Below are 26,122 nucleotides of genomic sequence, written 5' to 3'. Positions count from 1 at the left end.
AACGGTGAAAGGGCGGGACCGGGGCAACCCCCCACTCACTCCCCCCGCGCCCCCACCAACGCCTCGATCCGGTTGAGGAACGACACCCGCCCCCCGGAGGACCCGCCGACGCCCGCCCGAGCGGGCACCCGCACCGCCGACTCCGACACCCGCGTATACGTGATCGCGGTCCGCAGGTTCCCGTTCCCCGACAGCAGCGCCTTCGTGCGCGGATCCGTCACCCCGGGCCGCACCCCCCGCGCCATCGTCCGCTTCTCCCGGTGGTGCGCCGCGAAGAACACCACCGCGCCGCCGTCCGCCGTCCGGAAGGCCACCGGCGGGAAGCCGGGCGCGCCCTCCGCCGTGTCGATCCAGTCCGTCCGGAACGACGGTGTCCGGGCCAGTCGCGCGCGGTCCGCCCGGGTCTGCGACGTTGCGCCCGAGGGGGCGAAGACATCGCCCGCACCCGTCCGCAGATAGTCCGTGTACGCGCGGCTCACCGCGTCCGGCGCCAGGACGAGGCCGCCGTCGGCCGGGGCCGCCCAGCCGTCCTTGTCCGTCCGGAACTCCGGTACGGAGCCCGGCGCGTGCAGCGTCAGATACGCCGCCTTCCAGGGGTCGTGCGCCCCCGTCCGCGCGAACACCACCAGCCACCGGTTCCCGTCCCGGTTGCTCCGTGTGTCCGCCAGGAAGAACTTCGGCCACCCCACGGCCTTGGGGATCGTGAACCGCGCGTCGTCGAGCTCCAGCGCGGGGTAACCGGGGTTGCCGGAACGTCCCTTCGGCAGCCGGGCCCGCTGTTCCGCGAGGTCCCCGCGGCCGATCTCCGCGAGCGCGCCCGTCTCGACCCGGTCGAGGACCGCCGGGTCGAGACGTCGGTACGCCTCGGTGTAGCCCGCCGTGAAGCGGGCGAGGACCTTGCCGGCCTCAGCCCTGCTCACCGACGGGATGTTCGCCCGTTCGCCGTGCACCGTCACGCACCCCGCCGTTGCCAGCAGAAGGAGCGGCAGAAGAAGCGGCAGCGTCAACACGGTCCGCAGCCGGAACGGTCGCATCGGCCTTGGCCTCCTGGGGTGCTCGGGACGGCGCAACCTTACCCGCCCGCCCGGGACCGAAGAAGAACAGGAGGGTGGGGACCAGGTACAGCGCCCACACCGCGACCTGCAACCACGTCGGGTCCGGCTGGAAGTTGAAGACGCCCTTGAGCAGCGTGCCGTACCAGCTGTCGGCCGGGATCTGCTCGCTGATGTCGAACGCCTTGCTGCCCAGGCCCGGGATGACGTCCGCCTCCTGGAGGTCGTGGACGCCGTACGCGAGCACGCCCGCCGCGACCACGATCAGCATGCCGCCGGTCCAGGTGAAGAACTTCGCCAGGTTGATCTTCAGGGCGCCGCGGTAGAAGAGCCAGCCCAGCACGACCGCGGTCAGCAGCCCCAACAGGGCGCCGACCAGCGGCCGTACACCGTCGTTCGTGGCCTGCACCGCGGTCCAGATGAACAGGGCGGTCTCCAGCCCCTCCCGGCCCACGGCCAGGAACGCGGTGAGCACCAGCGCGCCGGTGCCCATCGCGAGCGCCGCGTCCAGCTTGCCGTGCAGCTCCTTCTTCAGGTGCCGCGCGGTGCGCCGCATCCAGAAGACCATCCATGTCACCAGGCCGACGGCGACGATGGACAGCGAACCGCCCAGCATCTCCTGCGCCTCGAACGTCATGGTCTGCGAGCCGTACTGGAGCACCGCGCCGAAGGTCATGGCCAGCAGGACGGCGGCGGAGATGCCGAGCCAGACGGGGCGCAGCGCGTCCCGCCGCTCGCTCTTGACGAGGTAGGCGACGAGGATGCAGACGACCAGGCTGGCCTCCAGCCCCTCGCGCAGGCCGATCAGATAGTTGCCGAACACGCGGCTTCTCCTCGGTTCAGGGGGATGTCAGGCGGACGGGGCTGTCAGGCGAACAGGGCCTTGCCCCACCAGTCGTCCTTGTCCCGGACGCCCGGCGGGACGGCGAAGACGGCCGAACCCACGTGCTGGATGTACTCGTTGAGCGCGTCCGAGCGGGACAGCCGCGTCTGCACCGGGACGAAGCCGTCGCGGACGTCGCGCTGGTACGCGATGAAGAACAGGCCCGCGTCGAGCCGCCCCAGGCCGTCCGTGCCGTCCGTGAAGGAGTAGCCGCGGCGCAGGATCGTCGCGCCGCTGTTGCTGTCCGGGTGGGCGAGGCGTACGTGCGCGTCGTCCTTCATCGCCTTGAGGTTGGGCTCGTCGCGCTCGCGCCGCTTGCCCTGCGGGGCGCCCTCGGCCTTGGTGCGGCCGAAGACGTCCTCCTGCTCCTTGAGCGAGGTGCGGTCCCAGGTCTCGATGTGCATCCGGATGCGGCGGGCGACGAGGTACGAGCCGCCGACCATCCAGTCGGGGCCGTCCTTCTTGCTCACCCACACGTGCTTGTCGAGCCGGTCCGTCTCGGTGCCCGCGATGTTGCGGGTGCCGTCCTTGAAGCCCAGCATGTTGCGCGGGGTCATGGCGTCCGGCGTCGTCGAGGACGTCTTGCCGAAGCCCAGCTGCGACCAGCGGATGGCGACCCGGCCCATGCCGATGCGCGCCAGGTTGCGGATCGCGTGCACCGCGACCTGGGGGTCGTCCGCGCACGCCTGGACGCACAGGTCGCCGCCGCTGCGGGCCGGGTCGAGGTTGTCGCCCTTGAAGGCGGGCAGGTCGATCAGGGCCTCGGGGCGGCGGGACTTGAGGCCGAAGCGGTCCTTGCCGTCCTTCTCGAAGAGGCCGGGGCCGATGCCGAAGGTCAGCGTCAGCCGGGACGGCTTGAGGCCGAGGGCCTCGCCGGTGTCGTCCGGCGGCAGCTCCTCGTTGTCGCTGATCGCGCCCTCGCCGACCTCGTGGCCGGCGGTCATCGCCGCGGCGGCCGCGCTCCACTCCTTGAGGAGGGCGATCAGCTGCTTGCGGTCCGACGTCGTGACGTCGAACGCGGCGAAGTGCAGCCGGTCCTGGACGGGCGTGGCGATGCCGGCCTGGTGGGCGCCGTAGAACTGCTCGGCGTCACCGGCCGACGCGGCCGGCTCGGCGTCCTTGCCGCCACCGCCGTTGAGCGCGGCGGCCGTGCCGCCCGCCACGGCGGCGCCGAGCGCGAGCCCGGCACCGCCCCAGCCCAGCAGGGTGCGGCGCGAGGGCCGCTGAACGGTCTTGTTCTCTTCGGTTATCTCAGTCATTTGGGAAATCCCCCGGTCGCTTCCGACGATTACTTCGCTGCTGGTCGTTACTTCGCGACGGCGGCGGCGAGCTTGGACAGCGGCTCGGAGAGCGCGTTGACCACGTCGGAGAGCTTCTTGCGGTCGTCCTTGCCGACGGAGTCGTACGACTTGAAGCCGTCGCCCTCGCGGTAGGCGTCGAGCGCCTTCTTCACGGACGCGAACTGCTTGTCCAACTCGGCCACCAGCGGGGCGTCGTGCTTCGAGGCGACCGGCTTGAGGAGCTCGTACGCCTTCTCGGCGCCCTCGACGTTGGCCTCGAAGTCGTCCAGGTCGGTGTGGCTGTAGCGCTCCTCCTCACCGGTGATCTTGTTCCGGTAGACCTCGTCGAGGAGTTCCTTGGCGCCGTTGGCCATGCTGGTGGGGGTGATCTCGGCGGTGCCGACCCGCTTCTTCCAGTCCTCAAGGTCCTTGATCAGCTGGTCGGCGAGGCCCTTGTCCTCATCCGTGATCTTCTTGTCGTCCCAGAGGGACTTCTCCAGCTTGTGCCAGCCGGTCCACTTCTGGCCCTTCTCCAGGCCGTCCTCGCGGACATCGACCTTCGGGTCGATGTCACCGAAGGACTCGGCGACCGGCTCGGTGCGCTCCCAGCCGGTGCGGGAGGGGGCGTAGTTCTTCTTCGCCTCGTCCAGGTCGCCCTTCTTGACCGCGTCGGCGAACTTCTGCGCCGCCGGGAGGGTCTCGTCGGCCTGCTGCTGGACGTACTTGCGGTACTCGGCGACCGCCTTGTCGAGGGCCGGGTCGCTCTTCTTCTCCGCGCCGTCGCCGCCGGTGACGGTGATCTTCTGCCGGATTCCGTCGCCCTTCATGCCGGGCTTGCAGGCAATTTCGTACGAACCCGCCTTTTTGATCGTGGCGGTGATCTCCGTCTTGGTGCCGGGGCCTATGTTCTCCCGCTCGGTGACGATCCGGTCGTCGGCCGCGTAGACGTAGACCTCGGTGATCTTGGAGCCCTTGTTCTCCACATTGATCTTGACGTGTCCGGCCGGGAACGAGGTCTTCGAAACCTCGCACTTGTCGTCGGACGCGGTCACGCGTATCGCGTCGGAATCCTTGGCGTCGGACTTCTCGGCACAACCGGACACGGTGGCCAGCGCTGCCGCCGCGGCGACGACGGTGACGGCGGAGGAGCGGAGGGCTCGCATACGGGCTCCAGGCTTGCTCGGAGAATCGGATTCCGGCGGTGCGGGTGGGCCGGTCGAAGCCGGTGGCCGAAACGCACTGTCGAATTAGGCCGACCTAACTTATCTGAGCCTTGCCTTCCCTGTTCCCATGAAGGTGCGTGATTCTGCTCTCACGAGGCAAAGTTTTGACCATCCCGTACCGGGATCACCAGGAGTTCACCGGTGGTCGGGTGCTTGATCACTTCAACGTCCTGGCCGTAGACGTGACTGATCAATTCCGCTTCGAGGACCCGGGAAGGCGGTCCGTCGGCCGCGATGCGCCCTTCGTGCAGCACGGCGATGCGGTCCGCGTACGCGCCCGCGAGTCCGAGGTCGTGCAGCACGACCACGACGGCGGTGCCGGCGGCGGCGCGCTCGCGGCAGATGCGCAGGACGAGTTCCTGATGCCGCAGGTCGAGCGCGGCCGTCGGCTCGTCCAGCATGAGGAGCGGGGTGCGCTGCGCGAGGACGCGGGCGAGGGCGACGCGGGCGCGTTCGCCGCCGGAGAGGGCGGAGAAGGGGCGGGGTGCAAATCCGGCCACTTCGGTCAGCCGCATCGCCTCGTCGACGACGTCGTCGTCTTCCTCCTCCTTCTCGGTCCCGGCCCAGGGGGCGCGCCCCATCCGCACGACCTCCTCGACCGTGAACGGGAACGACAGCTCGGCGTTCTGCGGCAGGACGGCCCGGCGCAGGGCGAGTTCCCCCGCGGTCCAGCTCCTGGCGGGCCGCCCGCCGATCGCGACCTCCCCGGCGGTGGCGGGGAGGTCGCGTGCGAGGGCGGCGAGGAGGGTGGACTTGCCGGCGCCGTTGGGCCCGACGAGGGCGACGACTTCGCCGGCGGCGATGCGGATGTCGACTCCGTCGAGGACGGGCCGTCCTCCGAGGGCGACGCGGAGGGCGCGGGCTTCGGTGAGGGGGGTGCCGGGGGGAGGGGGTGCGGGGGTGGGGTGGTGACGGGTGCGTCGCCTGAGCATGTGTTGTCTCCTGGGGGTTGGTGGGTGGGGAGTTGTGCCCCGGACCCGCCCTTTCACCGTTTCTTGCGCGCTGCCGCGCGGGGGGCAACGCGGCTGCGCCGCGTTCGTCCTCAAACGCCGGACGGGCTGAATCGGCGCGCCATTTCAGCCCGTCCGGCGCTTGAGGACGAGCGGCGGAGCCGCGATACGGGGGTCCAGGGGGCGGAGCCCCCGGTGGGGCGCAGGGGCGGAGCCCCGCCCACCGCGCGGAGCGCGGTGTCGGGTCCCGGGGCTTGCCCCGGAAGAAACGGTGAAAGGGCGGGGAGGGGCACAACTCCCCGCGAAGCGGGACGCCTCCGTGGGATCAATTCCACCCCCCACGCCCCCGCCGCCCCCTCCGCAACAGCACAAAGAAGAACGGGCTCCCCACCAACGCCGTCAGCACCCCCAGCGGCAACTCCGCCGGCTGCACAGCCGTCCGCGCCGCCAGATCCGCCGACACCAACACCAGCGCCCCACCCACCGCACTCCCCGGAATCAGGAACCGATGCCCCGGCCCGGCCGCCATCCGCAGCAGATGCGGCACCAGCAGCCCCACGAACGACACCACCCCCGCCACCGCCACCGCCGCCGCCGTCAGCAGCGCGACCACCAGCACCAGCACCAGCCGCAACCGCTCCACATCCACGCCGAGATGGCGCGCGGGGCGCTCGCCCAGCGCCAGGAGGTCCAGCTTCCGCGCGTACAGCGGCGCGACCGAAAGCCCCGCCACCGCACACGGCAGCACGGCCAGCACCTTCGGCCACGTCGCCTGTGCCAGCGACCCCAGCTGCCAGAACGCGATCTGCGACACCTGCGCGTTGTCGGCGAGGAAGACGCCCAGCCCGATCAGCGCACCCGTCAGCGCGTTCATCGCGATGCCCGTCAGCAACAGCGTCACCACCTCCGCCCGCCCCCCGGACCGCGACAGCGCGTACACCACCAGCACCGTCACCAGACCGCTCGCGAACGCACACGTCGTGATCGTCCAGTTGCCGAAGAAGCTCAGCCCCAGCGCGATGGACGCGACCGCGCCCACCGCCGAGCCCATCGAGACCCCGATGACGGCCGGTTCGGCCAGCGGATTGCCGAAGACGCCCTGCATCAACGCGCCCGCGCACCCCAGCGACGAACCGACGAGCAGCGCCAGCACCACCCGCGGCAGCCGTACGTTCCACAGCACGCTCTCGCCGACCCGGTCCAGCTCCGTCCCGCCCAGCCCGGCCCGGTGGAGCAGCGAGCCCACCACGTCACCGAGCGGAATGTCGTAGGCGCCGATGCCCGCTGACGCGAGACAGGCGAGGACGAGGGCGGCGGTCATGCCGCCGCTGAGGAGGGCGGGCACGGTACGGACGGCGCGGGACCGCCGCCGCTCCACCGCCGCCGCGCCGCTCATGCGTCACCCTTGTGGATCTGTGCGACCAGCGACCGCAGCACGGCGTCCGTCCGCGGCCCGTAGTTCAGCAGCACCCCGTCGTCGACGGAGGCCACCCGGCGGTCCATCCCGGCCGGCGTCTCGGCGACGCCCGGGATCTTCAACAGCCCGTCGATCCCGCCCACCGACTCCAGCCCCTTGGACATCACCAGGATGACGTCGGGCGCGGCCTTGGCGAGCGCCTCGCTCGTGATGGGCGTGAAGTCCTTCGTCAGCCCCGACTCCTTGCCGGCGTCCACCCCGCCCGCCGCCTCGATGAGCGACGACGCACCGGATCCGGCCCCGCCGAGCAGATAGACCGACGCCGAGCCGCGCATGTAGAGGAAGGCGACGCGGGGCTTCCTCCCCTCCTGGCGGGGAATGCCCTGCCGGGCCTTCCCGACCCGCTCGTCCGTCCGCTTGCGCAGCGCCGCGCCCGCGTCCCGTACGCCCAGCGCCGCCGCGATGCGCTCGATGTGCGGCCCGACGTCGGAGAGTTGGGCGGGGAGGTCCAGCAGGACGACGGGGATCCCGGCGGCACGGATCTGGTCGAGCGCCTCGCCCGGCCCGGTCCTGGTGTCGGCGAGGACAACGCCCGGCTTCAGCGAGAGGACGCTCTCCGCCGACACGTCGTGCGCCCGTGTGACGACCGGCAGTTTCCTCGCCTGCTCGAAGGTGGCGGAGATGTCCCGGGCCACGACCCGGTCGCCGAGCCCGAGCGAGAAGACGATCTCGGAGACGGACCCGGAGAGCGGGACGATCCGGTCCGCGGAGCGCACGGTCACGTCCCTCCCGTCGGCGGACCGCACAGTGACCGGGAGTTGGGGCTTCGGCGGTGTGCCCGCCAGGGGTTCGACCCGGTCGGCCACGGTCTGCGACGGCCCGGCGGACGACGGTCCGGCGGATGTGCCGCCATCCTTCCCACCGTCCTTCCCGCAGCCCGTGAGCAGCAGCATGAGCGCCATGAGCACTGCAAGGGCCACGGCCGGGGTCGGCAGGGCCGCGAGGGCACCGGCGGGGCGTGAGTGGCGTGACGGGGCCAACGGCGCGTCCAGCGCCTGCCGTTGCTGCACGATCCTGCCTTTCCTCGGGGGACGGGTGTACGGACTGCGGGCTATAGCTTAGGTTAGCCTTACCTAAGTCGCCACGCCGGGATGCTTCCGGTTCCGGACCGCCCCGCGGGAAAGGTCTCCGATGTCGTCGTCGCCCTCACCGTCGCCGTACAGATGTGCCCGTGCGCCCATCGTCGTAACCCTCGCGGTCCTCGCGGCGCTCTGTGCTGCACTGCTACCGGCCACCACGGCGGTGGCGACGGAGAGCCGCGAGGTGTCCGGCGGCCGGCTGGACTGGGCCGTCAAGTCCTCGTTCCAGAGCTATGTCACCGGGCCGATCGCCCAGGGCAGTTGGGAGCTCCGGGGCGGAGCCGCGACGGTCGGGAGCAATCAGTTCCGCTTCCACTCCGCGAAGGGCACGTACGAGCCGGACACCGGCGCCTTCGAGGCCGGCTTCTCCGGCGGCGTGCACTTCACCGGGCACAGGAAGCCCGACGGCTCGTCCCAACTCGACCTGACGATCGCCAACCCCGTCGTCCGGATCGAGGGCGCGAACGGCACCCTCCTCGCCGACATGACCAGCAAGGCGAAGGGGACGGGCAAGGTCACCGCCCGCGAACGCGTACCGCTCGCCGCACTCGACCTCACCGGTGTCGACCTGCGCGGCGGCGGAACGGCCGTCAACCTCGCCGGAGTTCCGGCGAAGCTGACCACCGAGGGCGCGGAGGCGTTCGCCGGCTACTACACGGCCGGTACGCAGCTGGACCCGGTGAACCTGTCCGCCGACATCGTCACGGGCACTGCCCGCCACGAGTCGAAGGCGCCGACGGCCTCCGGAGAGCCCCGGAAGCAGGGCGAGTTCACCGGCGCCGCCGTCGACTGGGGCGTACGGCGCACCTTCCGCGAGTACGTCACCGGCTCCATCGCCCACGGCTCCTGGAAGGTGACCGACGGCGCCCGCGAGGGCGGCGCGCTCTTCCGCTTCGCCGACGGCAAGGGCCGCTACGAGGACGGCGGCGCCGCGCTCGACGCCTCCTTCGCCGGAACCCTCCGCTTCACCGGCAAGGACCTCGACCTGACGCTGAGCGGCGTCGAGGTCGAGGTGAAGGATCACAAGGGCACGCTCTCCGCGGACGTGGACCGGGCCGGATCCGCGCGGGAGAAGGCCGTACCGCTCGTCACCTTCGACGCCTCCGGACTGCGGCAGAAGGGCGGGCTCGCGTCCGTCGCCGAGGCCCCGGCGAGGCTGACCGCGCAGGGCGCCAAGGCGTTCGGCGGCCTCTACCCGGAGGGCGCGGCGATGGATCCGGTCTCGCTCGCGGTCCCGCTGGCCGCGGGGGCGGCGCTGCCGCCGCTGCCGGACGTGGGGCACGGGCCGTCCTCCGAGCCCTCTTCGTCCTCCTCGTCCTCCGAGGACAGCGGCGTCTCCCCGACCACCGTCGTCGCCGCCGTCACCGGCGGCGCGGTCCTGCTGGCCCTCGCCGGTTACGCCGTCGTACGCCTGCGCCGCAAGCGCTCCACGTGACCGACCGGACCTCCCCTTCCCGCACGCCCTTTCGCCTGACTACCGTTCAGCACCGGCTGAACTCTTCCTTCGAAGGAGAACCGACACCATGGCCGTATCCCACAGGCCGCTGGCGCTCGCCGCGGCAGTCGCCACGGCGGCTGCGCTCGGCGCCACCGTACTCACCCTGCCCGCCCACGCGGTGGCGGGCACCGGCGAGGACCCGGCCGCCGCGGCCAAGCCGCCGGCCAAGTTCGAGCTCAAGGACGGCACGCTGACCTGGGGCGTGAAGGAGTCCTTCCGCAACTACGTCACGGGCCCGATCAGCGGCGGCAAGGTTCAGGTCGCCGACGGCGCCAAGCAGGCGAAGGGCAACGGCGCGTTCACCTTCTCCGGCGGCAAGGGCACCTACGACCTGTCCCAGCACGCCGTCTCCACCACCTTCAAGGGCAGCGTGCGCTTCCTCGGCCACGCGAAGAAGGGCGGCGGCTGGGAGCTGGACCTCAAGTTCGCGGACCTCAAGCTGGTCACCAAGGGCAAGACCGGCCGCATCACGGCCGACGTCACCTCGTACGGCAAGACCCGCAACGACGTCACCGTCGCCTCCCTCGACCTCTCCAAGGTCACGCCGGGCCGTGGCACGGGCGGGGCCATGACCTTCCCGAAGATCCCGGCGAAGCTGACGGCCGACGGCGCGAAGGCGTTCGCGTACCACGGCAGTTCGTTCTACAAGGCGGGCGACGGCCTCGACCCGGCCACCCTCTCGGTGAAGCAGGGCAAGGCGATACCGGCTCCCCAGCCGAAGCCCCAGCCGAAGCCGAAGTCCACTGTGACCGCCCCGAAGCCGGCCTCCGTGCCCGGGAAGCCCGAGGCGGCCACGGACGAGAGCCTGCTGCCGCGCAACCCTGACCCGAAGCCGTCGGAGGGCGCACCGCAGCAGGCGGACGGCACCGCGCCGAAGTCCGGCGAGCTGAACACCGCCGCCACATCGGGGGACATCGCGGACGGGCGGCTCACCTGGGGTGTGAAGGAGTCGTTCCGGAAGTACGTCACCGGGTCGATCGCCAACGGCCGGATCCTCCCCACCGGCGGCACCGAGAAGGCGGGCGACAGCTACAACTTCACCAAGGGTCACGGCAAGTTCGACTCCACCGCCCCCTCCCTGGACGCGGCCTTCAATGGCACTCTCCAGTTCATCGGCCACGAGAACGAGGGCAAGGACAAGCTCGACCTCAAGCTCACCAACCTCCGCATCAAGGGCAGCGGGAGCGGCGGGGAGCTGATCGCCGACGTCTCCTCCAACCAGCGCGGCAAGGGCGGCACGTACTACAACGCCAACGGCGTCACCGTGGCGAAGCTGAAGCTGACCGCCGACTCCCTCAAGCCGAAGGGCGGGCTCGTCACCATCAACGCCGCGGCGGCCACGCTCACCGCGGACGGTGCGAAGGCGTTCAGCGGCTTCTACAAGGAGGGTGCCGCCCTCGACCCGGTGAGCGCCGTCGTCAGCACCGACAAGGACGTCAAGCTCCCGGCGTTCGGCGACGGTTCGTCCGCCTCTGACCCGACCGGCTCGTCCTCCACCAGCACGGACGGCACCGGTACGACCGGCACCGGCGACTCCACCACCGGCGCCGCCAAGGGCGGAGTGACCGGCACGGAGGACACCCTCGCCCACACCGGCGCCGACACCCCGACCGGCCCGCTGGCCGGCAGCGCGGCCGCGCTCGTCCTCGCGGGCGGCGCGGCGGTGTGGGGCGCGCGGCGCAAGTCCGCGGCGACGGGGCGCTGACGGCCGCCGCTCCGGGAACCGCTCGACGACGGCCCCGTACCGCTGTTCACGGCGGTGCGGGGCCGTCCGTCGCCACGGATGGCATGATCTCCTCGTAGGAGGAGGAGATTTCGGGGGGAATCCATGCGTAAGGGCAAGCGGCACCGGTTCGGATCGCGCCGGGTATCCCGCGTCCGGTTCCGTCGTGCGGCGCAGGCGGCGTGCGGCCGAATAGCGCTGACGGCGCTGGGGAGATGGACCGGGACAGGCCGGGCGTAGGGTGTGCGGGTGATCGCTGACCTGCAGTGTGTGGTGCTGGATTGTCCGGACCCGATGCGGCTGGCCGAGTTCTACCGCTCGGTGCTGGGCGGAACCGTGAACCGGCAGGACGCCCGGTGGACGCTCGACGAGGACTGGGCGACGCTGCACACGGCGGCCGGTCTCGTGCTCGCCTTCCAACGGGCCGAGGACTACCGGCCGCCGCAGTGGCCGGACCCCGCCCGGCCCCAGCAGTTCCATCTCGACTTCGGGGTCGCGGACTTGGAACGGGCGCGGGAGTCCGTGCTGGCCGCGGGGGCGACGGCGCTGGACGGTGGCCCCGACGGGCGGGGTTGGAGCGTCTTCGCGGATCCGGCGGGGCATCCGTTCTGCCTGGTGCGGCAGTAGGGGGACTGGTCGCCTGTCGGGCGGCATCGGTGGGCGGTTTACGTGGCGGCTGCTCTGCCGTCCGCCCGTCCGTAAGCGGCGAGGGGCGGCTTGTAGTCACCCAAGGGGGAGGTTTCCTGCTGGAACCTTCCACTGGATGCGATCCGTCGGCGGACCCCCGCCCCGACGGACCGGACGCCGAGCGACGGCCCCCCGCCACCTCCCACCCAGCCGGCTGCTTTTCGTCCGCACAACGACGAAGCGGGCGGGCGGCGGAGCGCGTGTCACGTAAACCGCTCAGGGTGGCCGCCCCCGGGCGCGGCTTCAGCCGGACGGGATCGCCGCGGTGGCGAGGGCGTTGACGAAGGCGGCCCAAGGGGCGCTTCTGACGACTATGGCTGGGCCGTCGGGGGATTTGCTGTCCCGTATGGGGACTTCGCCGGGGAACTGGTCGGTGATCTCGACGCAGTCCTCGTCCTCAGCGTTGCTGTAGGTGCTCTTGCGCCATGCGGCGAGGGCTAGGTCAGTCCGTTCGGTGCTCACCGTATTTCTCCTCAATCACTTTGCGAATCAATGCGATCGATGCCTCTTCGGATAGGGCGTCGCAGAAGAGGTGGTCGTACAGGGCGATATACGCGGTCACACCGTCCGGCTTCGTCACATAGGTGGACTGGATCGGGTCACCCCGATACACGATGGTCTGCTCACCGGGCAACGTCATGATCGTGAGGTTCGCGTTCCTCGCGAGCAACCCGTCCCCGTCGAACGGGGTAATTCTGATCTGGACGTTCGGCCTCATGCTTGCGCTGATCAGCCTGGACAGCTGATCGTGCATGATGTGGGAGTTGCCGACCCGTGTGTGGAGGGCGCTCTCCCCGATGACGGCGGAGAATTGGGGAGCATCGGGATGATCCATCAGTGAAGCCCTGGCCAGTCGGTATCGCACATTCTCTTCGAGGTCTCCGCCGTAGAACTTCATACCGCGACGCAGCGATTCCCTGATGAACTCCTCAGTCTGCAGAAGAGCTGGGACGAACTCCGTGAGGTGGCGGAATGTCAATGCCCTGGCTTCGTAGCTGGAGTACTTCTTGGCTCGTCCCCCCAAGCGATCGGCCTCGTCGATCAATCGCCCTGCGGCTCTGAGCGCTGCGTCCAGCCTCAACACGATGTCGCGCGGCGGCACCTTCTGCCCGTTCTCGAACTTCGAAATCGCGCTGTTCGAGAGGCCGACTGCCCGGCCGAGCTCGGCCTGCGTCCATCCCCGCCGCAGGCGCAACTCGCGGATCAGGGCGCCGAGCGGATCGACGAACCGCTTCTCGGATCGGGGGCTCTTCGGACCGGGCATAGGTGTATCCCTCACTGGACTCTTCAAGAGTCAAACCGCAGATGTGGCCGAGCATAGGCGCGCCGCCCGATACTGGTTCCCGGAACCGGATCGCCAACTCCCGTCCCTCGACGCTGCGTTCGATTCCCCATGTCGTGATGCCCGCCCTCTCGGGCCCCACACATTGGCACATCGGCGCATTCATCGGCGACTCGGCCGAGTGACCCCACCCAAGGAGACCAACCCCCATGCCCGTATGGCCCGGTACCGGGATGACCCACGGAGGACGCCGCGCCGAAGCGGCGTGCGACGCCGACATCGTCGCCCTCGCCGATTCCCTCCTGGGCGCCCCCGCCCACATCATGCCGCCCATGGGCAAGGTCTCGTCCGCGACGGTGCTCCTCCGCCGCTACATCCTGACGGCCTCCGGAGCCGTCCGGGCCGGTGCGGCGGAGCTGCTCCCGCGGGACGACCCGCGCCGCGTCGCCGCCGAGAAGGCGGTGGACGAGGCGCTGCACCGGGTGGAGCGCGTCGGCCCGGGCGACGGACTCCGGTCCGCGTTCGGATACGCCCGCAGCCTCGCCCAGTCGGCGCGCGAACTCCGGGGACACCTCCAGAAACTGGCCCTCGTGGCAGAGGCCAAGAACAAGAAGAAGGGAATCGGCTGATGTTCGCCAACGACTGCCGCCACGCGTCCGGTTGGGACAAAGCGAACGGCGTGGAGCGCTGCCGCGACTGCGGGACGCGCCGCTTCACGGACTACGGGGCGCTGCGCCCGCCGGGCCCGGCGCCGGCGGTGACTCCGCCCCCGGCCGACGCCCGCCGCGCGGACCGCGCCGCCGCGATCGTGATCTCGCGCACGAAGTGGCACATCAGCCGTTGGGGGCTGAGAGACGCCGCGCTATGGTCGGCGGCCTGAACAGGCGCACAGCACAGGGGGAACGGCGCGATGGTCGAAGTGGTACGGGTCTTCGTCGGAGAGGACGGACGCGGCGGCAACCCGCTCGGCGTCGTACGGGACGGCGCGTCCGTCCCCGGGGACGGACAGCGCCGGGCCCTCGCCGCGCAACTCGGCTTCAGCGAGACCGTGTTCGTGGACGACGCGGCCCGCGGTGTGGTCGACATCTGGACGCCGAGCGTCCGGATGCCGTTCGCCGGGCACCCCCTGATCGGCACGGCGTGGCTGCTGGGTGCGGACGTCCTCCGTCCCCCGGCCGGGGAGGTGCCCGTGCACCGGGACGGAGAGGACGTCCGGATCACGGCCCGCCCGGAATGGGCCGGTTCCGGCCGCCGGACCCAACGCTACGGCTCCGTCGCCGAGGTGGACGCGCTGCCCGCCCCGCCGCCGGGCGAGGGCTGGCTCTACGCCTGGGCGTGGGAGGACGAGGAGGCGGGCCGCGTCCGCGCCCGCGGGTTCCCGCGCCGCGGGGACGGGATCGCGGAGGACGAGGCGACGGGCGCGGCGGCGCTGACCCTGACCGCCGAACTGGCCCGCCCGCTGGACATCCGCCAGGGCGCCGCGTCCCGCATCCGCACCCGTCCGCTGCCGGACGGGAGGGTGGAGGTCGGCGGCCGGGTGCGAAGGATGGCCGATTGATCGTCTGTTGGCGCGGGGGCCGGTCCGCCTAGGGTCGCGGCCAGGGGGCGCGCGAGTGGCGCGCGCCCGCCGGGGATGGGGAGAACGCCGCAGATGACGGTCCGCATGGTCGAGGGCAGTGGTACGCAGATCTGCCCGAAGGGCTGGTACGCGCTGTACGAGCACGAGGAGTTCAACTCCGAGGAGAGCGGCCGCGTACTGATATCGGACCAGTCGCTGGGCGATGTCAGGGCGTTCGGCTTCGACGGCCGGATCCGGTCGGCCGTGAACCGGACCGAGCAGAGCATCGCCCTCCATGTCGAGGCGGACTTCAAGGGGTTCGCGGCCCAGGTGGGCCCGCGGGAAGAGCTCAAGTCGCTGGCGGACAGGGATACTCGGGAGATCGACGGCCTCGGGTCCATCATCGGGGAGTCCCGGAACAAGCTGGGCCCCGTGCTCGGCGACCGCGCCGCCTCGGTGCGGGTCTTCGCGCTCGGCTCGGACGCGGCGCAGGTCATCAGGCTGCCGTTCGCCGAGGGGACGTACGTCCTGACCAACGTCGGCAGCGGGATGGCCCTGGACGTCCTGGGCAAGGAGAGCGAGAACGGGGCGAACGTCGGCCAGTGGGACCGGCACGGCGGCCCCAACCAGCAGTGGACCGTGACCGCGGTCCGCCGTGACTACTCCTCCAGGAACGCCGTCTGGAACGTCACTGGCGAGTACGAGATCGTCAGCAAGGCGAGCGGCAAGGCGCTGGACGTGGCCGGCGCATCCCTGGACGACACGGCCAACGTCCAGCAGTGGGACCGCAACGACGGCACCAACCAGCGCTGGTGGATCACCCCGCTGGGCAACGACGTGTACGCGCTGGGCTGCGTCCGCAGCGGCAGGATGCTGGACGTCGAGGGCGGTTCGAAGGAGAAGCGGGCCAACGTCCAGCAGTACACCTGGAACGACACCGACGCGCAGAAGTGGCGCTTCCAGCGCGTCTGAGTGCGACGCCGGGGCGGGCGTCGCCCGGCCGGACAGGACTCAGCGCTCCCCGGACCGCCGGGCCGATTCCTGGATGTGGGCCAGCCTGCGCAGGCTGAGCAGCACCGGTTCGTACAGCACGGTCAGCGCGACGGCCGCCTCGATCTGCCCGTCCGCCGTGGGCTGTTCCTCCACCGTGTCCAGGTCGGCGACGGCGAGTTCGGCGGCGAGGCGGCCGTACGGCAGCAGGTGCGCGGTGTCGCAGGGGTAGCCGAGGCGGACGAGCGCGGCGACGGAGGCGACGAGCGTGCCGAGGGCGGGGGAGGGCTCGTCGTGCATGTCGTGCCAGCCCAGTTGCTCCAGGAGCGCGGCCACCGAGCGGCGCGCCGTCCCGGTCGCCTCGTCGTCCTCGGCGGTCCCCGGGTCGTGCGGCAGCGCCCGGGTGGCCGCGCCGAGCCGCGTGTGGTGGGAGAGCGACGTGTCCTCGGCGGCGGCGATCACCTCCCGCGCGACGGCCACCGGCACCTTGCCGATCTGGATCAGCGCCCGCACCAGGCGCAGCCGGCGCAGGTGTTCCTCGCCGTACTCGGCCTGGGTGGCGGTGACGCGCCGGCCGGGCTGGAGCAGCCCTTCCCGCAGGTAGTACTTGATCGTCGCGGTGGACACCCCGCTGCGCCCGCTCAGTTCGGCCAGTCGCATCCTCTTGCACCCTCCTTCGGATACTGGCACTATCCAAGCATGGATAGCGACGCTATCCAATGAGGGCGACGGGGGCAGGCATGAGCACGGCACCGACAGCGGAGCGGGTCACGGCGGCGGCCGAGGGGGAGGTGGTGGTCTTCCTCATCGGGATGCGGGTCAACCGGTGGCGGTCGGTGCGCCATTGGCTGCCCGTCTTCACAGCCATGCCGCGCATGCTCAAGGAGCTTGCGCGCGAGGAGGGCGGCGGGCTGCTGGGACAGCGGGGGTACATGAGCGGGCCCCGTCGCATCACGATCGTCCAGTACTGGGAGTCGCGCGAGAAGCTCCTCGCCTACGCCGTGGCCCCCGACCGGCAGCACCGCCCCGCCTGGGCGGCCTTCAACCGCCGCGCGCGGAGCGGCGCGGGGAGCGTCGGCATCTGGCACGAGACGTACATCGTGCCGGCGGGTTCGTACGAGACGATCTACCACGGCATGCCGCCGACCGGCCTCGGCGAGGCCTATGGGGTCGAGCCGGTCGGACGGCGGGGCGAACGGGCCGCGGAACGGCTCGCGGGCTAGCGCCCGCGGCGCGGCGCTACGGCAGGATCTCCAGCTGCACCGCGCTCTCCGTGCTCCGAAGGCCGGAGGTGAGGCAGTCCGTGGGCAGTTGGCTGGGGAGGGCGGACACGGTCCGGCGGACGAAGTGGTCCTTGCCGCGGCCTTCGACGACCCGGCCCGACTGGAGGGATTCCAGGACACCGGTGACACGGACGGTGGTCGCGCCGTCGATGACGATCACTGACCGGGTGCCGTCGGCGTAGTGGACGATCTCGACGCCGCGCGTGTCGGTCAGCGAGAGACAGGACGCCGTCGGCGAGGTCGAGTCGAAGGAGCCGGTGGCCGGGACGGTGTGGCCGGGGGCGGTGGTGCAGGTGTAGCGCACGTGCGCGTGGTTGTGGGTCTGTTGGGGTTGGAGGGTGAGCGGTGGGTCGTAGTGGCTGTGTGAGTTGCCGGTGCAGGTGATCGCCTCGTATTCGCCCGGCGTCCCGGCGTGGCCGGCCGGGGCCCATGCCAACGACGACACCATGAGCACCAGGGCCCCCAACGTCACTGCCATACCGTTCCTGCTCACCACGTGCCCTCCCGCAAGTTCTCCGGATTTATGAGCACTTGGCTACCCAGAGGTGCGTCTGCTGATCAGGCGCCTCGGGGTGCACAGACGGCGCATGGCCGTCCGGCGCGCCGTCCCGTGCGTCTCTCCCCCGGGGGACGGGGTGTGGGGAAACCGGAACGCGCCGGGTAGGAAGCGCCGGACGAGTCCCCGCCCAGGAGGAGATCCGAGTGAGCCCCACGACCGAGACCACGACCGCCGCCGCCACCGTCGCCCGAGCGCGCGTCTTCGCCATGATGGACGCGGACGGGGACAAGGTCATCACGCGCCACGACTACCTCTCCCGGATCGACCGGGCCGTGTCGGCCGCGGGGCGCACGGAGGACGACCCGCTCGTCGTCGCGGCCCGCACGGAGGGGCTGAAGGCCTGGGGAGCGATGGACGCCAACGGTGACGACAAGCTGACGTTCGACGAGTACGACGCCTGGGTGGGCGCCGACAAGTTCGACAACGTCTGCCGGTTCGCGCTCGGTTCGTTGTTCGACCTCGTCGACGCCGACGGTGACGGAGCCCTGGACAAGGCCGAGTTCACGATGCTGCGCACCGCGCTGAACAACTCGGCGGAGAACGCCGCCGCCGCGTTCGACGCGCTCGACACCGATGGCGACGGCAGGGTTCGCCGCGACGCGTACCTGGCGTCGATCCGCGCCTATATCGTCGGCGACAGCTCCCCGATGGGCGAAGTGCTCTACTAGACGGAGTCGACTAGACGGAATCGACCTGGCGGCTGAGCGCGTCGACCTCCGCGTAGCCGGGGATACCGGCGGGCAGCGGCTCGTCCTCCCTGATCGTGAGGGCCGTGGTGACGGCGGCGTGCAGGGCTGCGCGGAAGAGCAGGGAGCCGGTGCTGACCCGCCGTACGCCCAGATCCGCCAGCCGGTCGAGGCCGAGAGCGGGCAGGTGCAGAACGTTGACCGGCACCGGCAGGGTGGCGGTCACGGCGGCGATGTCCTTCTCCTCGGCCAGGCCCGGCACGAAGATCCCGTCGGCCCCCGCGTCCACGTACCGTCGCGCGCGGTCCAGAGTCGCGGGCACCGTGGCGTCGACTCCCAGCCAGTAGGTGTCCGCCCGGGCGTTGAGGAAGATTTCGGGCGCACGGTGTTTCACCGCGCGGATCAACGCCACCTGCGTCGTGGGGTCGGCCAGTCGGTCACCCCGCGCGTCCTCCATGTTGATCCCGGCGACCCCGAGGCCGGCCAGCTCGGATACCAGGTCGGCCACTTCTCCCGGGTCGGTGCTGAAGCCCGCCTCGATGTCGACGGTGACCGGGCACGGCAACCGGACCAGCCTTCTCGCCAGCGCGACGGTCTCGTCGCGGGCCAACCCCGCGGCGTCGGGCAGGCCGTTGGCCGAGGCCACGCCGAGGCTGGTCGTGCCGATGGCGGCGAACCCGGCGGCGGCCAGCGCCGCGGCCGACGCGAAGTCCCAGGCGTTGGGCAGCAGCAGGGGCCGGTCCGCGTGATGCAGGGCGTGGAATGCGGTGTTCATCGGGTCCTCACCTCGGCCGGTCCGTCCCCGGGCTCGGTTGCCCGCAGTCGAAGGCTGTTCGGCGGGGAGTCGGGCACTCGTGGGACGGCGAACTCCGGGGCGGCCGGCGCTGCGTGGCTTATCAAGAGCATGGCGCCAGGCTAGCGGGCAGGTCCGACAGCGCGGCCGATCCTGTGCCGGTACGCTGCCGAATCCCCCTGGAATCGGTCGTCTAGCGGCTGCGGCGGCGCCATTCCTCCGCGGTAACGGAGTTGAGCATGCAGTCCCACCAGGTGCCGTTGATGAAGACGTACCGGGGCGCGACGCGGTCCGGGACGAAGCCCAGCCTCCCCAACGCGCCGTTCTCGTCAAGGGCTTTCATCCTCTTCGTGTTGGCCAGGGGGATCCAGCCGGCGACCCGCTCCAGCTCCAGCTCGCCGAAGGCGAAGTCGAGGAGCACGCGGTGGGCGTCGTCGCCGTAGCCGCGGCCCCATTCGTCGGCGGCGATGGCGCAGCCGATCTCCTCGCCCCGGGAGCCGGAGCGGACGAGGCGGACGAAGCCGATGGGGTGCGCCTCGTCGTCGAGGGTCGTCACCGCCAGATAGAACTCGGTGCGCGGGACGGCCCGGGCGTTCTCGATGGCCTTCTCGATCCTGACCCGTGTCTCGTCGAGGTCGCGGCTGTCGAAGGACAGCCATGCGGTGACCCGGTCGTCGCCGAACACGCGCTGCATGTCCTCGACATCGTCGGGGTGGAACTCGCGGACGACGACCTTGTCGCCGATCAGGCGTAAGGGATGGGCCACCGGACTCTCCTCGGCTTGCGCGGGATGCGGACGGGACAGGGGGGATGTCTGTCCTGCCGTGGGAGCGCGCAAGCGTCGGAATCCGGACCGGCGGACGGCGCGTCCGCTACGCGCTCAGCGGGAACTCGTCCGCCAACTCCTTGAAGACGGCGGTGTTCAGCGCGAAGGCGCGCTTGCACTCGCCGATCACCTGCTGCTTCTCCAGGTCGTCCAGCGGGAGTTCGTCCAGCAGGGCGCGGTATTCGCGCTTGAAGGCGGCGGGGTTGGTGATGCCCTCGAAGACGTAGAAGCGGACGCCGTCCCCCTTGCGGGCGAAGCCCCAGGTCTTCTCGGCGGTGCCGCGGATGATCTGGCCGCCGGAGAGGTCGCCGAGGTAGCGGGTGTAGTGGTGGGCGACGTAGCCGGCGGGCCAGGTGCGGGCGCACTCCTCGATGCGGGCGGCGTACGCCGTGGTGGAGGGGAGAGGGGTGAGGGCGTCGCGCCAGGAGGTGCCGCCGAGGTGGACGAGGTCGCGCTCCAGCTGGGCGGTGCGGGCGAGTTCGGGCCTTATGAACGGGCCGGCCACCGGGTCGTCGAGGAGAGCGGGGGCGGCGGCCTCCAGGGCCTGGTAGACGAACCAGAGCTGCTCGGTGTACCGCCGGTAGGCGGCGACGGCGAGCCGGCCGCCGAGCATATTGCTCATGAACGACGAGTTCTCGGCCTCTGTGTGCTGCTCGTGCGACGCGGTGCGGATGAGCGTGGAGAACGGCGTCGTGGCGGGCGAGTCCAAGGCGGACCTCCGGTGACGAGGGGAGAGGGCGCGGGCGATGGGTGCACCAGTGCTCGATCGGTTAGGCTTACCTAACTACTTAGGTTTACCTAAGTCAAATGGTTCCCGACGTTCTGTCGGTAAAAACCCTACCGCCCGGCCCCTCCCGGCGTCCCCCCTACGGCAGGGTCAGGATCTCCGCCCCCGAGTCGGTCACCACCAGTGTGTGCTCGAACTGTGCGGTCCGCTTCCTGTCCTTGGTGACGACCGTCCAGCCGTCCTCCCACATGTCGTACTCGTACGTCCCCAGCGTCAGCATCGGCTCGATCGTGAACGTCATGCCGGGCTGGATGAGGGTGTCGTGGTGGGGGCTGTCGTAGTGCGGGACGATCAGGCCCGAGTGGAAGGACGAGTTGATGCCGTGGCCGGTGAAGTCCCGGACCACGCCGTAGCCGAAGCGCTTCGCGTACGACTCGATGACACGGCCGATGATGTTGATCCGGCGGCCGGGCTTGACCGCCTTGATCGCGCGGTTGAGGGCCTCCCGGGTGCGCTCGACGAGGAGACGCGACTCCTCGTCCACGTCGCCGCAGAGGTAGGTGGCGTTGTTGTCGCCGTGCACACCGCCGATGTAGGCGGTCACGTCGAGGTTGACGATGTCGCCGTCGCGCAGCACGGTCGAGTCCGGAATGCCGTGGCAGATGACCTCGTTGACCGACGCGCAGAGCGACTTGGGGAAGCCGCGGTAGCCGAGGGTGGAGGGGTAGGCCCCGTGGTCGCACATGAACTCGTGCGCGACCCGGTCGAGCTCGTCCGTCGTCACGCCGGGGGCGATGAGCTTGGCCGCCTCCTCCATCGCCTGCGCGGCGATGCGGCCCGCGGTCCGCATGCGCTCGATCGTTTCGGCGTCCTGGACCTCGGGGCCGGTGTACGGGGTGGGGGCGTCCTTGCCCACGTACTCGGGCCGCCGGATGGAGGCGGGGACGGGGCGGGTGGGGGAGAGTGTCCCCGGGACGAGAAGCGACTGGCCAGACATGTCAGCGAGTGTAGTCACGGCCGGTCGGGGACCATGTGGGCGAGAGCGCGGACGAGAGCGCGGACGAGAGCCGCGGAGGCGAGGAGGTCCTGATGGCACTGTTCAAGAGGCGCACGGCCGGGAAGCCGGGTGAGTGGTACTACTGCCTGGAGCACCGGGTGGTGGAGGAGGGGCCGCAGTGCCGGGCGGCGGACCGGATGGGGCCGTATGCGACCCGTGAGGAGGCGGCCCGGGCGATGGAGACGGCGCGGGAGCGGGACGAGGCGTGGCGGGAGGATCCGCGGTGGCGGGATGACGAGTGATTTTGCCCCTGGCCCGCCCTTTCACCGTTTCTTCCGGGGGCTGCGCCCCCTCGGCCCCGCAATGCGGCTTCGCCGCATTGTCCTCAATCGCCGGACGGGCTCAATGAGCCCGTCCGGCGATTGAGGACTGGGGGTGCCCCCTCTGGGGGAGCGCGCAGCGTGCTGCTGCGGAAACGGTGAAAGGGCGGGGCGGGGAGTAACCCCCGGAGGCGACTACGCCGCCTCCGTCACCTCCGCCGACTCGCCCGCGCGCAGCCGCCGCATCCGCACCGCGTTCTCGTCCGTCCGCTGGTCGTAGGCGAGAAGCTTCGGCAGGGCCACGGCCAGCAGGCCCACCGACGCCACGCACGCCAGGCCGCCCGCCCAGATCGAGGCGCGGACGTTCGTCAGCGAGGCCATGCCGCCCGCCCGGACCTGGCCCAGCTGCGGGCCCACCGTGTAGGAGAGCACCTCGATGCCGGCGAGGCGGCCGCGCAGGGCGTCGGGGATGGTCTGGTCCCACATCGCCGAGCGGAACAGGCCGCTCACCGTGTCGCACGCCCCGGCCAGCGCCAGCATCACCAGCACCAGCCAGATGTTGCCCATCCAGCCCGCCAGGGCCATCGCCGCGCCCCAGCCGAGCGCGGCCCCGACGACCATCCGGCCGTGCCGGTGGACCCGGGAGACCCAGCCGCTGGTCGCGCTCACCAGGAGCGAGCCGATCGCGGAGGCCGCGTACATCAGGCCCAGCGCCCAGGGCGCGCCGAGATCGTCCGCGAGGAAGGGGAAGATCGCGTTGGGGAAGGCGAAGAACATCGCCGCCAGGTCGACCGCGTAGGTGCCGAGCAGCTCCTTGCGGCTCCAGGCGTAGCGCGCGCCCTCCAGGATGCCGCGCAGCGAGGGCTTCTCGGCGTCGTGCGCGGGAGGGGAGGCGGCCAGGCCCACGGTGAGCAGGACGGAGATCGCGTAGGAGACGACGTCCAGGGCGTAGGCCCAGGTGAGGCCGCCGAAGGCGATGACCATGCCGGCCACGGAGGGGCCGGCGATGGCGCCGACCTGCCAGCGCATGCTGTTGAGCGCGGTGGCGGCGGGCAGCTGGTCGTGCGCGACGATGCGCGGCAGAATCGCCTGGAGGGCCGGGCGCTGGAGGCCGGTGAGCGCGCTGACGACGGCGGCGACGACATACAGCGGCCAGATCATCGGGTGCGGCAGCACCGTGTTGAGCAGCAGCATGCCGCTGAGGACGCCGAGGCCGGCCTCGGTCCACAGGATCAGCTTGCGGCGGTCCATCGCGTCGGCGAGGGCGCCGCCGTAGAGGCCGAAGACGATCAGCGGGACGAGCTCGACGGCACCGATCGCGCCCACGGCGAGGGCCGAGCCGGTGAGCTCCTTGAGCTGCACGGGCAGGGCGACGAAGGTCAGGAAGCTGCCGAAGACCGTGACGAGGCCCGCCAGCCACATCCGGCGGAAGTCGGCGGAGGAACGCCAGGGGGTCAGGTCCGGGAGGAGGGCACGCAGACGGGACGGCGCGGGGGGCGCCGGGGGATGCGAGGGGGGATGGTCTTGCTCGGTCACGGGGGACCATGGTCCGTGTCCGAATGGTCGGGAGCAAACCAATTTTCCTAAGGAACGATGCGGGACCGGTCACCAGCGGTGCGGCGGCGGCGCCAGAAGCTGCTCCGCGAGGCGGGAGAGCCGGTCGAGGAAGCGCTGCCCGCGCGGGGCTTCCTCCCCGGCGGCGGCGCTGATCAGATGCTGGACCGCGTCCAGGTCCGGCTCCGCGGCGGACGGCAGGGACAGCACCTCGTGGGCGAGCGGGGCCAGCCGCGGACCGGTGCCCGCGCCCTCCAGGGCCAGGACCGTCGCCCCGCCGCGGCGGACGTCGGCCACCCGCTCCAACAGGCCGTCCCCGGGCGGCGGCCCGCCCTGCGGCGCCACCACCAGCAGCGTGCCCTCGCGCGCGGCCGCCGACAACCGGTCGAGCCCGGCCGCCAGACGGTCCGGGGCGCCGGGCGGCACCCGGTGGCGGACGAGGGTGGGGCGCAGCTCCGGCAGCCCGCACCGGGCCGCCTCCTCGTCCAGGTGCGCCGCCAGGTGCCACGGCTCGTACGCGTCCGTCCCCACGAGCAGCAGCCCTCCGCCGTGCGTCACGGCCGAGCGGCGCAGCGCCCCGGCGAACCGGCGCGTCTCCCGCAACCACTCGGTCCCGGCGAGGACTTCGCGCAGCAGCGTGACCTCTATAGCGTCCATGGCCGGATCCTGCCGCGACGGGCGGGGCCGGAAGCGTCGTCCGGGGCGGTCTCACCCGTTCGCGACGGGTGTGCGGGAGCGTGACCGGCGTGCGGGGTGCGGCGGGTGTCACAAAGGGTTGTGGCGGGTGTCGCGGGGGCGCGTGACAGTATCGCCGTCATGACAGCTTCCACAGAATCCACCGGCCCCGGTACGGGAACAACAAAGGCCCCCGCAAAGGACCCTTGGGACCTTCCCGACGTTTCCGGCCTGGTGGTCGGTGTGCTCGGCGGCACCGGCGACCAGGGCCGCGGCCTCGCCTACCGGCTGGCCAGGGCGGGCCAGCAAGTGATCATCGGCTCCCGCGCGGCCGAGCGCGCGCGGACCGCCGCGGCCGAACTGGGCCTGGGCGTCGAGGGCGCCGACAACGCCGAGTGCGCACGGCGCAGCGACATCGTCATCGTCGCCGTTCCGTGGGAGGGCCACGGCGCGACGCTGGAGGCGCTGCGCGAGGAGCTCACCGGGAAGCTCGTCGTCGACTGCGTCAACCCGCTCGGCTTCGACAAGCAGGGCGCCTATGCGCTCAAGCCGGAGGAGGGGAGCGCCGCCCAGCAGGCCGCCGCGCTGCTGCCGGAGTCGCGGGTGACGGCCGCCTTCCACCACCTGTCCGCGGTGCTGCTCTCCGACCCGGAGGTCGAGGAGATCGACACCGATGTGATGGTGCTCGGCGAGAAGCGGGCCGACACGGACCTCGTCCAGGCGCTGGCCGCCCGCATCCCCGGGATGCGCGGGGTCTTCGCCGGCCGGCTGCGCAACGCGCACCAGGTGGAGTCGCTGGTCGCCAATCTGATCTCGACGAACCGGCGTTACAAGGCGCACGCGGGGCTGCGCGTCACCGACGTCTGAGGACGTCCGGTCCGAGGACGTCCGAGAGCCCCGTCCGAGTGCCGGGAGGCATGGGGGACAATATCCGGGAACGTCACGTACGCGTCCGCGTCCCCGCTTCCCGGACAGGAGCCGCCCCCATGCCCCGCCTCGCCCTCTACGCCATCGCCGTCTGCGTCCTCGCCGCCGCGGCCGCCGTGGTGTCCTTCGTGCACGGCAGCTTCCTCGGCGTCGTGTGGCTGCTGCTGATGGGCGTCGCCTCCAACATGGCCTGGTACTACATCCGCAAGCAGAAGAACGACCGGGCCGCGGGCATCACCGAATGACGGGCATCAGCGGATGAGGGTCCACTGGGACATCTCCGCCGGCGACGGGACGTGTTCGGGCGCGTTCCAGAAGCGGAACAGCTCGCGTCCCCAGTAGGCGTCCCAGTCCTTCACGCCCAGCGCGTCCAGCACCCCGTAGACCAGGTCGAAGAACGCGTGGTTGACCTCCGGGATCCACAGGAACCCGAAGACCGCCAGCAGGCCGAACGGAGCGAACGGCTCCACCTGGCGCCGCACCGAGAGCGACAGCCACGGCTCGATGATCCCGTAGCCGTCCATGCCCGGGACCGGCAGCAGGTTGAGGATCGCCGCCGACACCTGGAGCAGGGCCAGGAAGGCCAGCGCGTAACGGAAGTTGTCCGGCACCCCGTCGAGCGCCCCCAGCCAGAACGGGGCGGTGCACACCACCGCGAACACGACGTTCGCGAGCGGGCCGGCGGCCGAGATCAGACTGTGCTTCCACCGGCCCTGAATGCGGTGCCGCTCGATGAAGACCGCGCCGCCGGGCAGGCCGATCCCGCCCATGATCACGAAGATCACGGGGAGGACGACGCTCAGCACGGCGTGCGTGTACTTCAGCGGATTGAGGGTGAGGTAGCCCTTGGCCCCGACCGTGATGTCCCCGCCGTGCAGCGCGGTGCGCGCGTGCGCGTACTCGTGGAGGCAGAGCGAGACGACCCAGCTGGAGACGACGAACAGGAACACGGCGAAGCCGGGGCTCGCCGCGTAATCGGTCCACACCGCCCAGATGGAGACCGCCATGACGGCGACGAGGGCGAGGAAGACGGGGCTCACGCGGCGTTCGGCGTGAGTCGCGCCGGATGTCATGGCGATGTGCTCCCGGTGTC

At 71.2% G+C, this 26,122-nt stretch carries 30 protein-coding genes; 12 read left to right on the top strand and 18 right to left on the bottom strand.

Annotation, left to right across the window (positions count from 1 at the left end; translation table 11 throughout):
• Window positions 1-35: 35 nt before the first annotated feature.
• From AB8735_RS12075 to AB8735_RS12045, 7 genes are all read right to left on the bottom strand, one after another.
• Window positions 36-920 carry a hypothetical protein gene (locus tag AB8735_RS12075; protein ID WP_372407129.1) on the bottom strand — a complete coding sequence of 295 codons (885 nt, stop codon included), beginning with the start codon at window positions 918-920 and terminating at the stop codon, window positions 36-38.
• Window positions 907-1,875, bottom strand: a complete 969-nt coding sequence (gene efeU / locus AB8735_RS12070) for an iron uptake transporter permease EfeU (RefSeq protein WP_372407128.1) — start codon at window positions 1,873-1,875, stop codon at window positions 907-909. Before efeU ends, AB8735_RS12075 begins: the two co-directional genes overlap by 14 nt.
• Before the next feature lie 44 nt (window positions 1,876-1,919).
• A complete protein-coding gene (efeB, locus tag AB8735_RS12065; protein WP_344032229.1) occupies window positions 1,920-3,194 on the bottom strand; it encodes an iron uptake transporter deferrochelatase/peroxidase subunit in 1,275 nt (424 codons plus the stop codon).
• 47 nt (window positions 3,195-3,241) lie between these two features.
• Window positions 3,242-4,378, bottom strand: coding sequence for an iron uptake system protein EfeO (gene efeO, locus AB8735_RS12060; RefSeq protein ID WP_344032231.1), 1,137 nt, complete (start codon window positions 4,376-4,378; stop codon window positions 3,242-3,244).
• A 149-nt stretch (window positions 4,379-4,527) separates the two neighbouring features.
• Window positions 4,528-5,370, bottom strand: a complete 843-nt coding sequence (locus AB8735_RS12055; protein WP_372407124.1) for a heme ABC transporter ATP-binding protein — start codon at window positions 5,368-5,370, stop codon at window positions 4,528-4,530.
• Between the two features lie 343 nt (window positions 5,371-5,713).
• Window positions 5,714-6,784, bottom strand: coding sequence for a FecCD family ABC transporter permease (locus tag AB8735_RS12050; RefSeq protein ID WP_372407122.1), 1,071 nt, complete (start codon window positions 6,782-6,784; stop codon window positions 5,714-5,716).
• A complete protein-coding gene (locus AB8735_RS12045; protein WP_372411828.1) occupies window positions 6,781-7,767 on the bottom strand; it encodes a hemin ABC transporter substrate-binding protein in 987 nt (328 codons plus the stop codon). Before AB8735_RS12045 ends, AB8735_RS12050 begins: the two co-directional genes overlap by 4 nt.
• 340 nt (window positions 7,768-8,107) lie before the next feature.
• Between AB8735_RS12045 and AB8735_RS12040 the strand changes: the two genes are divergently transcribed.
• The 3 genes from AB8735_RS12040 to AB8735_RS12030 all read left to right on the top strand — a co-directional run bounded on the left by AB8735_RS12040 (window position 8,108) and on the right by AB8735_RS12030 (window position 11,792).
• Window positions 8,108-9,379, top strand: a complete 1,272-nt coding sequence (locus AB8735_RS12040) for an HtaA domain-containing protein (RefSeq protein ID WP_372407119.1) — start codon at window positions 8,108-8,110, stop codon at window positions 9,377-9,379.
• Between the two features lie 88 nt (window positions 9,380-9,467).
• Window positions 9,468-11,147, top strand: a complete 1,680-nt coding sequence (locus tag AB8735_RS12035) for an HtaA domain-containing protein (RefSeq protein ID WP_372407117.1) — start codon at window positions 9,468-9,470, stop codon at window positions 11,145-11,147.
• A 267-nt stretch (window positions 11,148-11,414) separates the two neighbouring features.
• Window positions 11,415-11,792 (top strand): VOC family protein, encoded by a 378-nt coding sequence (locus tag AB8735_RS12030; protein WP_372407115.1) that lies wholly within the window; start codon window positions 11,415-11,417, stop codon window positions 11,790-11,792.
• 303 nt (window positions 11,793-12,095) lie between these two features.
• Here the strand turns inward: AB8735_RS12030 and AB8735_RS12025 are convergent, their stop codons facing one another.
• Together AB8735_RS12025 and AB8735_RS12020 are read right to left on the bottom strand one after the other, a co-directional pair.
• Window positions 12,096-12,314 carry a DUF397 domain-containing protein gene (locus tag AB8735_RS12025; protein WP_344032243.1) on the bottom strand — a complete coding sequence of 73 codons (219 nt, stop codon included), beginning with the start codon at window positions 12,312-12,314 and terminating at the stop codon, window positions 12,096-12,098.
• Window positions 12,295-13,116, bottom strand: coding sequence for a helix-turn-helix transcriptional regulator (locus AB8735_RS12020; RefSeq protein WP_344032245.1), 822 nt, complete (start codon window positions 13,114-13,116; stop codon window positions 12,295-12,297). The genes AB8735_RS12025 and AB8735_RS12020 overlap by 20 nt, the downstream gene beginning before the upstream one ends.
• A 227-nt stretch (window positions 13,117-13,343) precedes the next feature.
• Between AB8735_RS12020 and AB8735_RS12015 the strand changes: the two genes are divergently transcribed.
• The 4 genes from AB8735_RS12015 to AB8735_RS12000 all read left to right on the top strand — a co-directional run bounded on the left by AB8735_RS12015 (window position 13,344) and on the right by AB8735_RS12000 (window position 15,664).
• Window positions 13,344-13,763, top strand: coding sequence for a DUF6415 family natural product biosynthesis protein (locus AB8735_RS12015; protein WP_344032248.1), 420 nt, complete (start codon window positions 13,344-13,346; stop codon window positions 13,761-13,763).
• On the top strand, window positions 13,763-14,014 hold the full coding sequence (locus AB8735_RS12010; RefSeq protein WP_372407112.1) for a DUF6255 family natural product biosynthesis protein: 252 nt from the start codon (window positions 13,763-13,765) through the stop codon (window positions 14,012-14,014). The genes AB8735_RS12015 and AB8735_RS12010 overlap by 1 nt, the downstream gene beginning before the upstream one ends.
• A gap of 30 nt (window positions 14,015-14,044) precedes the next feature.
• Window positions 14,045-14,692, top strand: a complete 648-nt coding sequence (locus tag AB8735_RS12005; protein WP_372407110.1) for a PhzF family phenazine biosynthesis protein — start codon at window positions 14,045-14,047, stop codon at window positions 14,690-14,692.
• A gap of 93 nt (window positions 14,693-14,785) precedes the next feature.
• On the top strand, window positions 14,786-15,664 hold the full coding sequence (locus tag AB8735_RS12000) for an RICIN domain-containing protein (RefSeq protein ID WP_372407109.1): 879 nt from the start codon (window positions 14,786-14,788) through the stop codon (window positions 15,662-15,664).
• A 39-nt stretch (window positions 15,665-15,703) separates the two neighbouring features.
• Here AB8735_RS12000 and AB8735_RS11995 read toward each other — a convergent pair whose 3' ends face one another.
• Entirely contained in the window at window positions 15,704-16,342 is a 639-nt protein-coding gene (locus AB8735_RS11995; protein WP_372407107.1) for a MerR family transcriptional regulator, read from the bottom strand.
• A gap of 80 nt (window positions 16,343-16,422) precedes the next feature.
• Here AB8735_RS11995 and AB8735_RS11990 point away from each other — a divergent pair, with 80 nt between their 5' ends.
• Entirely contained in the window at window positions 16,423-16,905 is a 483-nt protein-coding gene (locus AB8735_RS11990; RefSeq protein ID WP_372407105.1) for a DUF4188 domain-containing protein, read from the top strand.
• Between the two features lie 16 nt (window positions 16,906-16,921).
• Here AB8735_RS11990 and AB8735_RS11985 read toward each other — a convergent pair whose 3' ends face one another.
• Window positions 16,922-17,443, bottom strand: coding sequence for a hypothetical protein (locus AB8735_RS11985; protein ID WP_372407103.1), 522 nt, complete (start codon window positions 17,441-17,443; stop codon window positions 16,922-16,924).
• A 224-nt stretch (window positions 17,444-17,667) separates the two neighbouring features.
• Here AB8735_RS11985 and AB8735_RS11980 point away from each other — a divergent pair, with 224 nt between their 5' ends.
• A complete protein-coding gene (locus tag AB8735_RS11980) occupies window positions 17,668-18,192 on the top strand; it encodes an EF-hand domain-containing protein (protein ID WP_372407102.1) in 525 nt (174 codons plus the stop codon).
• Between the two features lie 10 nt (window positions 18,193-18,202).
• Here the strand turns inward: AB8735_RS11980 and AB8735_RS11975 are convergent, their stop codons facing one another.
• From AB8735_RS11975 to map, 4 genes are all read right to left on the bottom strand, one after another.
• On the bottom strand, window positions 18,203-18,985 hold the full coding sequence (locus tag AB8735_RS11975) for an isocitrate lyase/phosphoenolpyruvate mutase family protein (RefSeq protein WP_344032116.1): 783 nt from the start codon (window positions 18,983-18,985) through the stop codon (window positions 18,203-18,205).
• A 211-nt stretch (window positions 18,986-19,196) separates the two neighbouring features.
• Window positions 19,197-19,769 (bottom strand): GNAT family N-acetyltransferase, encoded by a 573-nt coding sequence (locus AB8735_RS11970; protein ID WP_372407100.1) that lies wholly within the window; start codon window positions 19,767-19,769, stop codon window positions 19,197-19,199.
• 106 nt (window positions 19,770-19,875) lie between these two features.
• Window positions 19,876-20,538 (bottom strand): heme oxygenase (biliverdin-producing), encoded by a 663-nt coding sequence (locus tag AB8735_RS11965; protein ID WP_372407097.1) that lies wholly within the window; start codon window positions 20,536-20,538, stop codon window positions 19,876-19,878.
• Window positions 20,539-20,695: 157 nt separating this feature from the next.
• The gene (map, locus tag AB8735_RS11960) at window positions 20,696-21,553 is read right to left on the bottom strand and encodes a type I methionyl aminopeptidase (protein ID WP_344032123.1); all 858 of its coding nucleotides are present in this window, start codon (window positions 21,551-21,553) and stop codon (window positions 20,696-20,698) included.
• A 92-nt stretch (window positions 21,554-21,645) separates the two neighbouring features.
• Between map and AB8735_RS11955 the strand changes: the two genes are divergently transcribed.
• Window positions 21,646-21,855 (top strand): hypothetical protein, encoded by a 210-nt coding sequence (locus AB8735_RS11955; protein WP_372407095.1) that lies wholly within the window; start codon window positions 21,646-21,648, stop codon window positions 21,853-21,855.
• 213 nt (window positions 21,856-22,068) lie between these two features.
• Here the strand turns inward: AB8735_RS11955 and AB8735_RS11950 are convergent, their stop codons facing one another.
• Window positions 22,069-23,409 carry an MFS transporter gene (locus AB8735_RS11950; RefSeq protein WP_344032128.1) on the bottom strand — a complete coding sequence of 447 codons (1,341 nt, stop codon included), beginning with the start codon at window positions 23,407-23,409 and terminating at the stop codon, window positions 22,069-22,071.
• Between the two features lie 69 nt (window positions 23,410-23,478).
• Window positions 23,479-24,084, bottom strand: coding sequence for a hypothetical protein (locus tag AB8735_RS11945; RefSeq protein WP_372407092.1), 606 nt, complete (start codon window positions 24,082-24,084; stop codon window positions 23,479-23,481).
• Window positions 24,085-24,243: 159 nt separating this feature from the next.
• On the opposite strand from AB8735_RS11945, the gene npdG reads away from it, so the two are divergent.
• Both npdG and AB8735_RS11935 read left to right on the top strand, forming a co-directional pair.
• Window positions 24,244-24,969, top strand: coding sequence for an NADPH-dependent F420 reductase (gene npdG / locus AB8735_RS11940; RefSeq protein WP_372407089.1), 726 nt, complete (start codon window positions 24,244-24,246; stop codon window positions 24,967-24,969).
• A 119-nt stretch (window positions 24,970-25,088) separates the two neighbouring features.
• A complete protein-coding gene (locus AB8735_RS11935; protein WP_344032134.1) occupies window positions 25,089-25,274 on the top strand; it encodes a hypothetical protein in 186 nt (61 codons plus the stop codon).
• A gap of 6 nt (window positions 25,275-25,280) precedes the next feature.
• Here the strand turns inward: AB8735_RS11935 and AB8735_RS11930 are convergent, their stop codons facing one another.
• Window positions 25,281-26,102, bottom strand: a complete 822-nt coding sequence (locus AB8735_RS11930) for a site-2 protease family protein (protein WP_344032136.1) — start codon at window positions 26,100-26,102, stop codon at window positions 25,281-25,283.
• Window positions 26,103-26,122 lie beyond the last annotated feature (20 nt).

Origin of the sequence: Streptomyces luteireticuli (assembly GCF_041519305.1) — a bacterium.
Taxonomy (GTDB): domain Bacteria; phylum Actinomycetota; class Actinomycetes; order Streptomycetales; family Streptomycetaceae; genus Streptomyces; species Streptomyces luteireticuli.
Note: the sequence above shows the minus strand (reverse complement) of the source record. Positions and strands in the feature narration are given on the sequence as shown.